This is a genomic window from Rhodococcoides sp. S146-33, assembly GCF_059489205.1.
Genome location: NZ_JCAJWY010000002.1, coordinates 915,269 through 930,011, shown reverse-complemented (window position 1 = coordinate 930,011; position 14,743 = coordinate 915,269). Strand labels below are relative to the sequence as shown.

11 protein-coding genes are annotated in these 14,743 nt (G+C 65.2%); 1 reads left to right on the top strand and 10 read right to left on the bottom strand.

What is annotated here, in order from left to right; genetic code table 11:
- Positions 1–17: 17 nt before the first annotated feature.
- From ffh to ftsY, 6 genes are all read right to left on the bottom strand, one after another.
- A complete protein-coding gene (gene ffh / locus AC5WEY_RS12850) occupies positions 18–1,577 on the bottom strand; it encodes a signal recognition particle protein (RefSeq protein ID WP_032403595.1) in 1,560 nt (519 codons plus the stop codon).
- Positions 1,578–1,724: 147 nt separating this feature from the next.
- Entirely contained in the window at positions 1,725–2,684 is a 960-nt protein-coding gene (locus AC5WEY_RS12845) for a M23 family metallopeptidase (protein WP_495646152.1), read from the bottom strand.
- A gap of 204 nt (positions 2,685–2,888) precedes the next feature.
- A complete protein-coding gene (locus tag AC5WEY_RS12840; RefSeq protein ID WP_495646151.1) occupies positions 2,889–5,420 on the bottom strand; it encodes a [protein-PII] uridylyltransferase in 2,532 nt (843 codons plus the stop codon).
- Positions 5,410–5,748 carry a P-II family nitrogen regulator gene (locus AC5WEY_RS12835; RefSeq protein WP_019664269.1) on the bottom strand — a complete coding sequence of 113 codons (339 nt, stop codon included), beginning with the start codon at positions 5,746–5,748 and terminating at the stop codon, positions 5,410–5,412. Before AC5WEY_RS12835 ends, AC5WEY_RS12840 begins: the two co-directional genes overlap by 11 nt.
- A gap of 72 nt (positions 5,749–5,820) precedes the next feature.
- The gene (locus AC5WEY_RS12830; RefSeq protein WP_495646554.1) at positions 5,821–7,110 is read right to left on the bottom strand and encodes an ammonium transporter; all 1,290 of its coding nucleotides are present in this window, start codon (positions 7,108–7,110) and stop codon (positions 5,821–5,823) included.
- Between the two features lie 202 nt (positions 7,111–7,312).
- The gene (ftsY, locus tag AC5WEY_RS12825; protein WP_495646150.1) at positions 7,313–8,686 is read right to left on the bottom strand and encodes a signal recognition particle-docking protein FtsY; all 1,374 of its coding nucleotides are present in this window, start codon (positions 8,684–8,686) and stop codon (positions 7,313–7,315) included.
- A 93-nt stretch (positions 8,687–8,779) separates the two neighbouring features.
- Here ftsY and AC5WEY_RS12820 point away from each other — a divergent pair, with 93 nt between their 5' ends.
- Positions 8,780–9,412: an MSMEG_1061 family FMN-dependent PPOX-type flavoprotein gene (locus AC5WEY_RS12820; protein WP_495646149.1), complete on the top strand. Its 633-nt coding sequence runs from the start codon at positions 8,780–8,782 to the stop codon at positions 9,410–9,412.
- A gap of 11 nt (positions 9,413–9,423) precedes the next feature.
- Here AC5WEY_RS12820 and smc read toward each other — a convergent pair whose 3' ends face one another.
- The 4 genes from smc to AC5WEY_RS12800 all read right to left on the bottom strand — a co-directional run bounded on the left by smc (position 9,424) and on the right by AC5WEY_RS12800 (position 14,741).
- Positions 9,424–13,077, bottom strand: coding sequence for a chromosome segregation protein SMC (smc, locus tag AC5WEY_RS12815; RefSeq protein WP_495646148.1), 3,654 nt, complete (start codon positions 13,075–13,077; stop codon positions 9,424–9,426).
- A 64-nt stretch (positions 13,078–13,141) separates the two neighbouring features.
- On the bottom strand, positions 13,142–13,417 hold the full coding sequence (locus AC5WEY_RS12810) for an acylphosphatase (protein WP_495646147.1): 276 nt from the start codon (positions 13,415–13,417) through the stop codon (positions 13,142–13,144).
- The gene (locus tag AC5WEY_RS12805) at positions 13,414–14,313 is read right to left on the bottom strand and encodes an SMP-30/gluconolactonase/LRE family protein (RefSeq protein WP_495646146.1); all 900 of its coding nucleotides are present in this window, start codon (positions 14,311–14,313) and stop codon (positions 13,414–13,416) included. Before AC5WEY_RS12805 ends, AC5WEY_RS12810 begins: the two co-directional genes overlap by 4 nt.
- Positions 14,313–14,741, bottom strand: a complete 429-nt coding sequence (locus AC5WEY_RS12800) for an OsmC family protein (RefSeq protein ID WP_057477596.1) — start codon at positions 14,739–14,741, stop codon at positions 14,313–14,315. The genes AC5WEY_RS12805 and AC5WEY_RS12800 overlap by 1 nt, the downstream gene beginning before the upstream one ends.
- Positions 14,742–14,743: the final 2 nt, after the last annotated feature.

The window sequence follows — 14,743 nt, the reverse complement described above, 5'->3', positions numbered from 1 at the left end:
GCCGACACGTGCGTCGCTTACTTCTTCGGCAGTTTCAGCTGAGAAAGATCGATTCCCTCGAGCCCCGGTGGCAACTGGTCGAGGCCCTTGGGCATGGAGGACAGATCGGGCATACCCGCAGGCATTCCGCCCGGCATGCCGGGGAATCCACCGCGGATCTTCGGCTGTGTCGGACCGCGAGCGCCCTTCTTGCCTTTCTTGCCCTTCTTGTTGTTGCGCACCTGCTTACGCGCACCCGGCATACCCATTCGACCGGCCATGGCCGACATCATCTTGCGCGCCTCGAAGAACCGATCGACCAGCTGATTGACGTCGGACACCTTGACGCCCGAGCCGTTGGCGATACGCAGTCGCCGCGACGCGTTGATGATCTTCGGGTCGGTTCGCTCCTGCGGAGTCATGCCGCGGATGATCGCCTGAACGCGGTCGAGTTGCTTCTCGTCGACGTTGGCGAGTTCCTTCATCTGACCCGCGCCGGGCAACATGCCCAACAGATTTCCGATGGGTCCCATCTTGCGGACGGCCATCATCTGCTCGAGGAAGTCGTCGAGCGTGAGCTGTCCCGAGCCGATCTTGTTGGCGGTCGCCTCGGCCTGTTCGGCATCGAAGTGCTGCTCGGCTTGTTCGATGAGGCTGAGAACGTCACCCATGCCGAGGATCCGGCTGGCCATACGGTCGGGATGGAAGACGTCGAAGTCTTCGAGCTTCTCGCCGGTCGACGCGAACATGATGGGCTGTCCGGTCACCTCACGGACGCTGAGTGCTGCGCCGCCACGAGCATCGCCGTCGAGCTTGGTGAGCACAACGCCGGTGAAGCCGACTCCGTCGCGGAACGCCTCGGCGGTGCTGACCGCATCCTGGCCGACCATGGCGTCGAGAACGAACAAGGTTTCGTCCGGCTCGACGGCATCGCGAATCCCAGCGGCCTGACTCATCAGTTCGGTGTCGATGCCGAGGCGGCCGGCGGTGTCGACGATGACCACGTCGTACTGCTTGCTCCGCGCCTCGGCGATGCCGGCCCGCGCGACCTCGACGGGATCCGCAGCCGAGACACCGAGTGCATTGTCACCGCCGCCTATCGACGTGCCGGGATGCGGCGCGAACACAGCTGCGCCCGCGCGCTCGCCCACGATCTGGAGCTGGCTGACTGCACCGGGGCGCTGCAGGTCGCAGGCTACGAGCAACGGTGTGTGGCCCTGGCCCTTGAGCCATTTGGCGAGCTTGCCGGCCAACGTCGTCTTACCCGAGCCCTGCAGACCGGCGAGCATGATCACCGTGGGCGGGTTCTTGGCGAAGACGAGTCTGCGCGTCTCGCCGCCGAGGATGCCGACGAGCTCCTCGTTGACGATCTTGACTACTTGCTGCGCCGGGTTGAGCGCACCCGATACCTCGGCACCTTTCGCGCGGACCTTGATGCGGTTGATGAACTCCCGCACCACGGGCAGGGCCACGTCCGCTTCGAGCAGAGCCAGACGGATCTCGCGGGCCGTGGCGTCGATATCCGCACCGGACAGTCGACCTTTGCCACGCAGGTCCTTGAGAGTCCCGGCCAACCTGTCGGAAAGGGATTCGAACACCGATTGCACTCCTGAGCTAGCCGATCACCGAAAACGAGCCGAATCCGGCACGGTTACCAGACTAGCGCCAGCACGACCCGCCGTCGCTGGGGCGTGCAGCAGCCGTGTCGTTCTGCGACGGACGTGCTGCTGGAAGATGGAGCCGAGTCAGGCGTTGCGCGCGGAATCGTTCCATGTCACTGCCACTCCCCGCGTCGAGAGCCACTGTGCGGGATCGACCTTGACGCCCGAGGGATCGTGTACCTCGAAGTGCAGATGCGGGCCGGTCGACTGGCCGCGGTTGCCGACTGTGGCGATCTGCTCACCGGCCGAGACACGCTGACCGGGCTGCACCGAGAAATCATTGACGTGCCCATAGACGGTCTCGGTGCCGTCGTCGTGCTTCACCTTCACCCAGAGACCGAACCCGGCTGCCGGGCCAGCGTCGACCACCGTGCCGTCGGCGGCCACGTAGATGGGGGTCCCGATGGGTGCCGCGATGTCGAGGCCGCTGTGTTGGGCACCCCATCGCGATCCGAAGTTCGACGTCAACACTCCGGCGACGGGCTGGACCGTCGACTTCTTCAACGAGCGCAGACTTTCGAGCGGCGACGTCGGCCCCGCACCAGCCGCACCGAATCCGACGTCGTCGAGCCACTGTTGGGCGGCAGCGTCCACTTCGGGGCCGAGGGCAGCGAGCGGTCCCGGAGTCGGTGCCTGTGTCGCCGTCTCCGACGGAACCGCCGACGGAGTGCCCTGTGGTGCCGGAGTCAGGTCCGGTGCGGCCTGCGTCGGCGCACCGACGGGTGGCGCGAGCTGCGGTGGCAGGAACTGTGGGGGTACGAACTGTGGGACCTCGAACTGCGGTAGCTCGAATCCCGCGGGCAGCAGACCTTCCGGGATGGCGAAGGGAAAACCTGCTGCGGGCGGCTCGGGAATCGGAGCGGCGCCCGCGGTACCTGCACCCATCGTCGTCGCGCCGACGACGATGGCACCGGTAGCCGCGACGATGGTCGCGGCTCGTCGACCGGTATCCGGGGTCACTTCTGCGGCGCGGTGCTTGCCGGACGTCGCGTCCGTTGCTGTGTCGGCCGGTGTGTAGATGTTCGACCGTCGATGGGATCCCACAGTTCGTGCCTCTCGCTAAAGCAGTGGAGCCTGCAGGAACGACTCTCTGTTCCGACAGTGTGGAGTCTGCAGAAGTGATCTCGCCGAGTCGTCCTGCGTGTGGTGACGAACATAACAAACCGATATCGGAGGTAAACCCACCGGCTGAAAGTTCGTGAGAAGTCACCACGGCGGATGGGTGAGTCGGTCGATTCCGAGCTGTGGTCAGGTGCCTTCAGGCTTTTCCGGAGGCTTGGGCGGTTCCGGTGCCGGTACAACCGCGAGCAAGGCTCGTTCGAGATCCTCTCGGACCGCCCTGCTGTCCTCGCCTGCCAGGTCGATGCAGAAGGAATCGACGACCGAGCTGCCCAGTGTCGACACGCGAGCCCAGCGAATATCGGAGCCCTGCTGCTCGATGGCACTCGCCAGCCGACAAAGCAGTCCGAGCCTGTCTTCTGCTCGTAGTTCGAGTATCACCTGGCCTGGTTCGTGGTCGTCGAACCACAGGACCCTGGGCGGAGCCTGGGCGTACAGAACCGGCACCGCCGAATCCTCGCCGTCGTCTTCGACGGTCTCGGCTCGGGCGTCGCGTTCTTTCGAGTCCAGTACTGAAACGAGGTCGAGCTCACCCGCCTGAGCGCGGATGATCTCCTGTCGGAGCAGACCGGCCTGCGGCGGCGCTCCGAACAGCGGTGCCACGTCGAACGAGTTGATCGCCGACCCCTCGTGACTGCCCAGCGAAGCCGACAGCACACGCAGTGAGTGCAGCGCCAGCACTCCTGCCGCGTCCGACAGCAGTCCCGGCGTGTCGGGCGCCACGACCGTGACGACGAAGGTGTGCAGACCGTCCGTCGGCGCGATGTCGACGTGCACACCTCCCCGCGCGGCCAGCTCGATGTGAGCGGGGTCGAGTGGATCCGGGGACGGCAGAGACTCCCCCGCCATCACCAATCGACAGCGTCGCACGAGCTCGCGAATGAGCGATGCCTTCCAGTCCCCCCAGACTCCGGGACCTGTGGCGAGCGAATCCGCCTCGGCGAGAGCATGAAGCAGCTCCAGCAGGATGGTGTCGGCACCGAGTGCGTCGACGACGGTCTGCACCGTTGCGGGGTCGTCGAGGTCGCGCCGGGTGGCGGTCTCCGGCAACAGCAGGTGATACCTCACCATCGAGGTCAGCAGCGCGACGTCGGACGGCCACAGCCCGAGCCTGTTACCGATCTGGATTGCGAGATCCGCACCGACCACGCTGTGGTCGCCGCCGCGCCCCTTGCCTATGTCGTGTATCAGCGCGCCGAGAACGAGCAGATCCGGACGGGCAACTCGGGTTGTCAATGCGCTTGCGTAGGCGGCAGTTTCGACCAGATGGCGATCGACGGTCCACGTGTGCACCGCATCTCGGGGCGGTAGGTCACGCACTGCGCCCCACTCCGGAATGAGGCGGCCCCACAGGCCGGTTCGATCGAGCGCTTCGATGGCCGCGATGGCTTTGCGACCCGATCCGAGCAACACCAGCAGATCGTTCAGAGCCTCCTTCGGCCAGGGCTCGCGAAGTTCGGGGGCGCTGTCCGACAACCGGTTGAGTGTCGATGCCGACATCGGCATTCCGGTCTGTGCCGAGGCAGCGGCGACGCGCATGATCAGGCCAGGGTCCTTGTTCGGTCGTGCGTCACGGGCGAGCACCACCTCGCCGGCGTGTTCGACGACCCCCTCGTCCAGCGGACGACGAACCGGCACTCGACGAAGACGTGAAAGGCCTTTTCTCGGAAGCGAATTACCCGCAGTGCGCAATCCGACATCGACCGAATAGCTGATGGTGCGAGCCGAATCGCTCAGCACGCGTGCAAGATCGAAGCGATCACCGATGCGGAGTGCGGCACCGATTTCGTCGGCGTCCTGCGCGCGCAGTTGATCCCGCGCTCGGCCGGCCACCCGGTGTAGTTCGGTGCGGACGTCCAGAAGTCTTCCGTGCGCGAACGCCAAACCACCACCTGGTGATTCGGGTCCGAGGCCGGGCATTCCATCGGTGAGCTGGGCAATGGAGAGGGCATCGAGAAGCTGTACGTCACGCAAACCGCCGCGACCGTTCTTGAGCTCGGGCTCGGCGCGATGCGCAATTTCACCGCTACGCGCCCATCGACCGTGGGTCTGCGTGATCAGCTCGTCGAAGCGTCCACGAATTCCGGTGCGCCACTGGCGACGTACGCCGCCGATCAGCAGATTGCTCAACTCGACGTCACCGGCGATATGGCGGGCCTCGAGCATCCCGAGCGATGCCGTCAGATCGGCTGCGGCTACCTGTAGAGCCTGCGGCACCGTGCGCACACTGTGATCGAGCTTGATATGGGCGTCCCACAGTGGATACCAGAGCTTGTCGGCGACGTCGGCCACGATTCGCGGTTCGAGATCGTCGTGCAGAAGTATCAGATCCAGATCCGAATACGGCAGCAGTTCACGGCGCGCCAATCCGCCTACAGCGACGATCGCGAAGCCCGAGTCCGGTTTGATCCCCAGCTCTGCACCTTTGGTGGTCAGCCAGAACTCGTGGAGATCGACCAGAGCCTGCCTCAGCGACGGAGCATCGAGGCGACGGTTGCGCGTGCCGCCGTCGAGTAGTTGTTTTCTGGCGCGAGCGAGATCTGCTGCAGCATCGCTCGTGCCCTTCGATGCAGAGCCCGTGGAGACCGAAGGCCCCGATCCTGACGCTTTCGCGCCAGAACCGGGGCCCCCGGCCCGAGACCCTTTGGGGTCAGAGTGCATCGGCGCCACGTTCTCCGGTGCGGACTCGGATAACCGAATCGACCGGGGAAACCCAGACCTTGCCGTCACCGATCTTGCCGGTGCGAGCGGCTTCGACGATGACCTCGACTACCTTCTCGACAGCGGCGTCGTCGACGACTACCTCGACACGCACCTTGGGAACGAAGTCGACCGAGTACTCCGCGCCTCGGTACACCTCGGTGTGGCCCTTCTGACGGCCGTAGCCCTGAACTTCACTCACCGTCATTCCGAGTACGCCGGCCTGCTCCAGCCCCGTCTTGACGTCCTCCAGGGTGAACGGTTTGACGATTGCCGTGATCAGCTTCATTTTTGATTCCCTTCACAAGACCTCGAGTGCCCGTTGTCGTACGGTGCAGCGTTCACGTCTATCTCTACCTTGTCAGGCGAAATCATATGCAGTCTCAGCGTGCTCGGCTTCGTCGATGCCATTGGCCTCTTCCTCGTCCGATACGCGCCAGCCGAGAGGCTTGAGCGCGAACGCGATCACCGCGGTGACGATCGCGGTGAAGACCAGCGCGAACAGCGCAATGACGATCTGTACGACGAGCTGCTTGTAGTCACCGCCGTAGAAGAGACCGGTCTCGGATCCGAGGAAGCCGATTCCGATGGTTCCCCACAGTCCTGCGACGAGGTGCACGCCGACGACGTCGAGCGAATCGTCGTAGCCGAACTTGAATTTGAGGCCCACTGCCAGCGCAGAGAGAACGCCGGCGATGACGCCCAGGATCATGGCACCGACGGGCGTCAGTGCACCTGCGGCCGGAGTGATGGCGACCAGACCGGCGACGATGCCCGAGGCAGCGCCGAGGCTGGTGGCGTGCCCGTCACGAATACGCTCGGTGATGAGCCAGCCTGCGATGGCCGCTGCGGTGGCCGCCGTCGTGTTGACCCAGGCCAAACCGGCGATGCCGTCGGCTGCGAAGGCCGAGCCGGCGTTGAATCCGAACCAACCGAACCACAGCAGTGCTGCACCGAGCATCACGAACGGCAGGTTGTGCGGGCGGTAGGCAACCTTGCCGAAGCCCGCGCGCTTGCCGATGATGATCGCGAGAATCAGGCCTGCGATACCAGCGTTGATGTGCACGACCGTGCCGCCGGCGAAGTCGATCGGGGCGACGTTCGCAACCAGTCCGCCCTCACCGTCGTCGGTGGTACCGAAGATCTTTGCCGCCAGACCCTTCTCGGATCCGGAGAGCAGTCCGCCGCCCCAGACCATGTGGGCCAGCGGGAAGTACGCGAGGGTGACCCAGATACCTGCGAAGGCGAGCCAGGTTCCGTACTTGACGCGGCCCGCGATCGAGCCGCTGATCAGTGCAACCGTGATGATCGCGAAGGTGACCTGGAAGGCCACATCGATGATGTTGGCGTAGCCCCACGCACCGACGATGTAACTACCGTCCGCATCGGTGATCGAATCCTTGAGCCCGAAGAACTCGAACGGGTTGGCGAAGACTCCGCCGATGTCCTGGGTCCCGTAGGACATCGACCATCCCCACAGGAAATAGATGATCGAGACGACGGCCATTGCCCCGAACGACATCATCATCATGTTCAACACGGACTTCGACTGCGACATACCGCCGTAGAAGAACGCCAAGCCCGGCGTCATCAGCAGTACCAGCGATGCTGCGATCAGCATCCACGCGGCGTTGCCGGAGTTGGCCAACATATCCTCGGGACTCACGTACACCCTCCATTCTCCTGCACACCGGTTGGCGCGCCGTTACGCAAGAAGACTGGTTTCACGAAGTTTCATCCGTGACACTCGGGTGTTTCGGACATGTGAACGCATGACCGAATTCTGTTGCAAAAAGGTTTCGTGCTGGCGTTTGTGCTTTTTACCCGGTTCGCGGGCAACCCCGAGCGCGCGATCAGCCGAGCAGTGCGTCGACGAACGCTCCCGGCTCGAACGGAGCCAAATCGTCGGCACCCTCACCGAGACCGACGAGCTTGACGGGCACCCCGAGTTCACGCTGCACCTGAAAAACGATGCCACCCTTCGCGGTTCCATCGAGCTTGGTCAGCACGACGCCGGTGATGTCGACGATCTCCGCGAAGACACGAGCCTGCGTGAGCCCGTTCTGGCCCACGGTCGCATCGAGAACGAGCAGAACGTCGTCGACGTGGGCTCTCTTCTCGATGACGCGCTTGACCTTGCTCAGCTCGTCCATCAGACCCGATTTGGTGTGTAGGCGTCCTGCCGTGTCGACCAGCACCACGTCGACACCGTTCTCGATTCCCTTGCTCACTGCGTCGAATGCAACAGCAGCCGGATCGGCGGCCTCCTTGCCGCGCACCACCTCGGCCCCGACCCGCTCGGCCCAGGTCTGCAACTGGTCTGCGGCAGCCGCGCGGAACGTGTCGGCGGCACCGAGGAGCACTCGCCGCCCATCGGCGACCAGAACACGAGCGAGTTTTCCTGTGGTCGTGGTCTTGCCGGTGCCGTTGACGCCCACCACCAGCAGCACGGCAGGTGCGCCGTCGTGCGGAAGCGCCCGAATCGACCGGTCGAACTCGGGATGAAGTTGCGCAACGAGAATTTCGCGAAGCAGAGCCCTGGCGTCGGCTTCGGTGCGAATGCTGCGCGCCGCCATCTGCTCGCGCAGGGTGCGCATGATCTCGGCGGTCGTCGCCGAGCCGATATCGGCGATCAGCAGGGTGTCCTCGACCTCTTCCCACGAGTCCTCGTCCAGGTCACCGCCGCCGAGCAATCCGAGCAAGCTCTTGCCCACAGCGGACTGAGAGCGCGCGAGGCGACCGCGGAGCCTATCCAGCCGACCCTCCGTGGGATCGATGGTGTCCATTCGAGGAGCAGGAGCTTCGGCATCCGGTGCGGGTTCCGGCACCTCGGGCTCGGCGGGTTCGACAACGGGCACCTGTGGTTCGACGACCGGCACCTCGGGGTCGACCACCTCCGGCTCGTCCCGAGTGGGAGTGGGTACCACCGGCGTCGGCTCGACGGGCTCTGGAGCCGGCTGGACGGGCTTCGGGGCAGGCGGGACCGGCTTCGGGGCAGGCGGGACCGGCTCGGCGGTCGCCGTGCCCTGGCTGAACGAGAAACCACTACCCGCCGTGTAGCCACCGGATCTGTCCTTGGTGGCCGCGTCCTCGATCCGCGCGGCCTCGTCCGACTTGAGCGACACTCTCCGTCGACGGGAGAGCACCAGCCCGACGACGAGAACGACCAGTAGGACAGCGGCGATCGCCGCGACGATGATCCACGCTTGGTTACTCACGTACCCCATCCTGTCAGGCGTTCACGGCCGTTCGTCACCGGTGGTGCTCCGTCCGAGAAAAGCACTGTCCCTCACCCGAGCCGTGTCGATAGCATCTCCGCCATGGAGTGGACGACGGTGCGCGACGGCGACACATTGACAGCGATGTTCGGGCAGCCGAGTTTTCGTGCCGCGAACAAGGACCGCAGCACATTGCACCCGCTGGACGTGCAATGGCTCGCTGCGTCGCCTTTCTGCCTGATGGGTACCTCGGACGCGAGTGGCCGATGCGACGTGTCTCCCAAGGGCGATCCGCCCGGCAGCCTGGTCCACGTCATCGACGACGGCACGATCGCACTGGCCGAACGACCCGGCAATCGTCGGATGGACGGGTACCGGAACATTCTCGAGAACCCGTTCGTCGGACTGAACTTCTTCGTGCCGGGGCGAGGTGACACTCTGCGCATCGCCGGTCGCGCGTCACTGGTGACGGACGCACCGTTCTTCGACGAGCTGACGGTCAAGGGCCACCGACCGATCATGTGCCTCGTTGTCGACATCGAGCAGGTGTTTCACCACTGCGCCAAGGCGTTCATGCGATCCAAGTTGTGGCAGCCGGAAACGTGGAACGCGGAGTCCATTCCCGATGTTGCATCCCTGACCAAGGCGTTGATTCCGCAGGCCCCCGAGACCGTCGAGGAGCTGCGCGAATATTACGGGCCGTCCTACTCGGAGCAGCTTTACCCGAAGCAGTAGGCGGGACGGTCCTACGAGACCGCGTCCGGTTCGACCACGGGTGCTGTCTCCGGCTCGGCTACGTCCACCGCGACGCGTTCTCGGTTCAGTCGCTGCGAGATGACCGTGGTGATGCCGTCACCGCGCATGCTCACGCCGTACAACGCGTCGGCCACTTCCATCGTCGGCTTCTGGTGCGTGATGACGATCAACTGTGACTTCTCGCGGAGCTGCTCGAACAACCCGATCAGCCGACGCAGGTTGGTGTCGTCCAGCGCGGCCTCGACTTCGTCCATGACGTAGAACGGCGACGGCCGGGCGCGGAAGATGGCCACCAACATGGCCACCGCTGTCAGCGACTTCTCGCCGCCCGAGAGCAACGACAATCGCTTGACCTTCTTGCCCGGCGGACGCGCCTCGACCTCGATGCCGGTGGTGAGCATGTCCGACGGGTCGGTCAGAATCAGCCGCCCTTCGCCGCCGGGAAAGAGTTTGGCGAACACGCCGGTGAATTCTCGTTCGACGTCCAGCCAGGCCTCGGTGAAGACCTGCAGAATGCGATCGTCGACGTCGGCGACCACGCCGAGCAAGTCCTTTCGCGCAGACTTGACGTCCTCGAGTTGGGTCGACAAGAAGTTGTAGCGCTCCTCGAGGGCTGCGAACTCTTCGAGTGCCAACGGGTTTACCTTGCCGAGTGTCGCGAGATCGCGTTCGGCTCGTTTGGCCCGCTGCTCCTGGGTTGCGCGATCGAACGGCATCGGCGCGGGGGCCACCACCTGCTCACCGCGTTCCTTGGCGGCCTCGTACTCTGCCATCTCGAGTTCGGTCGGAGGCAGCGTCGCATCGGGGCCGTACTCGGCTACCAGATCGTCGAGGCCGATCCCGTGTTGTTCGAGAATCGTGGTTTCGAGTTGTTCGATACGCAGTGCGGCCTGCGCACGGGCGACCTCGTCCCGGTGAACGGCGTCGGTGATCGAAGCGAGCTGTCCCTGCAGAGCCCGGACCTGCTCCTTGACCTTGTCGAGTTCGACTGTGCGCGTTGCTCGTTCGGCGGAAAGCTCGTCGCGCCTTCGGGCCGCCGCAGCCACCACGGAGGCCAATCGAGCGGCGAGGTCCTCACCCGATTCGCCGACGGCAGCAGCCACCGCGGCGGCGTGCCGCCGGGCTGCGCCCTCGCGTTCGGCTCGCGCCCTGGCCTCGCGTTCGGCTCGTGCCGCCCGGCGCAGCGAATCGGCTCGGCCCCGCACCGACTGCGCGCGCTCCTCAGCGGTTCGTACGTTCAGCCGCGCCTCGACCTCCACCGCCCGCACCTCGGTCAGCGCCGCAGCTGCCATCTCGCGTTCCATGGTGGTCGCCGCGTCGCCGCTCTCGCCGTCTCCCGCGAAACCGTTCTGTTCGTCCTCTGCCGTCCGCAAACTGTCCTCGAGCTCGGCCAGGCGCTGGATCGCTTCTTCGCGGCTCGCTTCGGCGGAACTACGTTGCGTCGTCAATCGCGCAGATTCTGCGTGCGCCGAACGCGCCAGCTGCCCCAGGCGGCCCAACTGCTCGTAGACAGCGGCCATCGCAGCATCGGATTCGTTCAGGGCCGCAAGCGCCTGCTCGGCGGATTCACGCCGGTCGCGCTGCTCCGCCAAAGCACCGGAGAGTGCGGCATCGAGCTCCTCGGCCCGGCGCACGGCCGCCGTCAGCTCCACCCTCGACGTGTCGATCGCCGATTGCACCTCCAGGGTGCTGGGTCGACGATCCGATCCACCGGTGACCCAACCCGGCTCGACCACGTCGCCGTCCGTGGTCACGGCACGCAAATCACTCGAATCCGAGACGAGCCGGTGCGCCGCGTCGAGCGAGTCGACAACCGCCACACCGTCGAGCAATGCCACCATCGCCCCGGCCAACCGATCCGGATACTCGATCAGATCGAGTGCCCACCGAGCACCGTTCGGCAATGCTGGCCGTCGAATCGGTTGTGCTGCAACAGTATTACCGTGCGCGATAGAAGCGCGACCACCGTCCGCAGCGCGTAGCGCCAACACGGCAGCGCGCGCAGCATCGAACGATTCGGCGTGCGCGGCATCGGCCGCCGGACCCATGGCGACGGCCACCGCGATCTCGTAACCCGGCTCGACCGTGAGATGGCCGGCGAGCAGACCGGACAGACCGTCCTGCTGGTTCTCCACCAGCCACCCGGCACCGTCCTTGCGTTCGAGGCCCATGGTGAGCGCCTCGATCCTGGCCTCGAACGATGCCACCCTCTTGCCCGCGATGCGCTCTTCCGCTTGCAATTCAGATACCCGGGCGTCGGCATGGCGTAATGCGGCGACCGCTCGTTCGTAGTGGGTATCGAGGCTGAGTTCGCTCGCGTCGAGAGTGCCGATCTGATCCTGGACGCTCTCGAACTCACGTTGAGCCGACTCGCCGCGCTCCCTGGCCTCGTCGATGGCCACAGAGAGCCGCGCTACTTCGGCGTCGATGGACTCGACCTTGGTTCTGAAGGTGTCCACTCGACCGGACAGGCGCGCGAATCCCTCACGGCGGTCGGCAACCGCGCGGACGGCGGCCAGGTGAGCACGCTCGGCGGCTGCGGCAGCGGATTCGCGCTCAGCGAGCTGCTCGCGGGCCGCTTCCAGAGTTTCCCGCGCCATCTCGACGGCCTCGACGAGTTCCATTTCCTCCTCGGCGACGCGCTCGGCCTGTGCTTCGAGTTCGTCCGGATCCTGGCCGCGACCGGTGCTCTGGACGGTATCCAGATGCCGAGCACGTTCGTGCGCGATGCGTACCGTCGCGTTCACTCGTTCGGCCAGCGCGGAGAGACGAAACCACGTCTGCCCGGCTGCTTCGGCGCTCGGAGTCAGCCTCGCCACCGCCTGCTCGTGTTCCGCCAGCGCCACCGTTCCGGCTTCGAGGGCGTCCTGCACCATCGCATACTGCTCGCGAGCCGCTTCCTCGTCCTGGGTCTGGTTGGCGAATTCTTCCCGTCTGGCCACCAGGTCGTCGGCCACCAACCGCAGTCGAGCGTCACGCAAGTCTGCCTGCACGGTCTGTGCGCGGCGCGCAACCTCGGCCTGCCTGCCCAGTGGCTTGAGCTGACGGCGTAACTCGGTTGTCAGGTCGGTCAATCGCGCGAGATTGGCCTGCATCGCGTCGAGCTTGCGAACCGCCTTTTCCTTGCGCTTGCGGTGCTTGAGCACCCCGGCGGCTTCCTCGATGAAGGCCCGCCGGTCCTCGGGACGCGATTCCAGAATCGCCGCCAACCGACCCTGACCGACGATCACGTGCATCTCCCGGCCGATACCGGAGTCGCTGAGTAACTCCTGGACGTCCATCAACCGGCACGAACTCCCGTTGATCTCGTATTCACCGGCACCGTCACGGAACATGCGTCGGGTGATCGAGACCTCGGAGTAGTCGATCGGCAGCGCACCGTCGGAGTTGTCGATGGTCAGAGTCACCTCGGCGCGGCCGAGGGGTGCGCGGCCGGACGTGCCCGCAAAGATGACGTCTTCCATCTTTCCGCCGCGCAACGCCTTGGCACCCTGTTCACCCATCACCCAGGTCAAAGCGTCCACAACGTTGGATTTGCCGGAGCCGTTGGGGCCGACCACACAGGTGATTCCCGGCTCGAAACGGAGAGTCGTCGCCGAAGCAAAGGACTTGAAGCCCTTGAGCGTCAGACTCTTGAGATACATAGCGTCCGTACTTTACCGGTAGTACGCAGCGATTTGTGTCGAGCCGTCCGCGGGCGGCAGCGGGTCACCGTTCCACGAAGCCAGTGAGGCCACCGCGGGCGCTCTCCCAACTCTCGACGACCAAGGTGACAGTGCCCGGGGTGCCGCCGCCGCGGAGCATGTCCAGGAGTGCGTCGAGGCGCGGACGCGGACCCTCTGCTATCACCAGCACCCGCCCGTCCGAGTGGTTGGTCGCGTGCCCGACCAATCCGAGTTCCAGAGCCCGCGAGCGAGTCCACCAACGAAACCCGACCCCCTGAACCAAGCCGTGCACCCATGCCGTCAGCCGTTCGTCCGTCATACCGGACTCATCTTTCGGACGGTTCCGTCGAAACTCGTGGCGTACAACGCCTCCGAATCGAATCCGACTCCTCCGAAAGCAACCGATGACGTGAGCGGCACCCCCGTCGCGATGACGCAGGACGATCCGGTCTCAGGATCGACACGGACGACCCGGCCCGCGAGATTCTGTGCGAGATAGACCGTTCCGTCGTCCGCCACGGTCAGATCGTCCGACATCGTGAGCGGTCCGATTCCGTCGACGCGAATGCGTGAGGAGGGACCGGACGGGTCCTGCTCGTCGAGCACTGTCACCGTGGTCTCGAGGTCGAATGTGGTGGCCACGTACATTCTTCCGTTGCCGACACCGATGCCGTTGGCCGATCCCAGGTCGGTACGTACGGTCGACACCGAACGGTCGACAGCAATGCGCGTCAGGCCGGAGCTGCTGCCCAGATTGCGGGTGGTGAACAGATCACCCGACTCCGATCGCGCCAGCCCGTTGGGCATCGCCAGGCCCGACGCATACGTCGACCGAATCCCCGTACCGAGATCGACGGTGTCGACGGTGCCTGTTCGGGTATCGAGAAGCCCTGCGAGAGCACTGTTTCCGGTCGTAAAGAACAGAGTGTCTCCGTCTCGTACGAGTCCACCGGGCGACTCGACGCCCGACACGAGAGTGCCCCGGTCTCCGTTCGGCGCGACGGTTCGTAAAGCACCCGGTCCGAGAGGAGAGGTCTCCGAGACGATCATGAGGCCGTTGCCGTCGAACTCCAGATTCTCGAGCAGCCCGAATCCCGATGCCACCGTGCTCACCGACCACGGAGTGCAGGTGCTCGACGCCTCCGCGGTGGGAGACAAGGTAACCGTGGCTGCGAGAACAAGGCCCGCCACGACGGCCGCTGCCCCCGCCTTCATCAGGCGTCCACGTCGATGTCCAGGTTGATCGTCGTACCGGCCTTCAGGGTTCGCCCCACCGTGCAGACCTTGTCGATAGCCCGCTCGACGACGGTGAGCAGTCGCTGCTGCGCGTCGGGGTCCATCGCGCTGAGGTCGACGCGGAGGATCTCGTCGAGTTCCGGATACAGCTCGTTCTCACGATCTGCTGCACCGGACACCTCGACGGTGGCGGAGTAGTCGTCCCCCAGCCGACGCGACAGGGGGACGTCCGAACTCATACCGGTGCATGCTGCGAGCGCGATCTTGAGCAGCTCACCGGGGGTGAAGACACCCTCGACCGACTCGGAACCGATGAGTACCTCGGCTCCGCGCGAGCTGCGGCCGGTGTAGCGACGGGTGCCTGTGCGCTCGACCCAGAGGTTGGTCGGCGTGCTCTGTTCTGCCATGA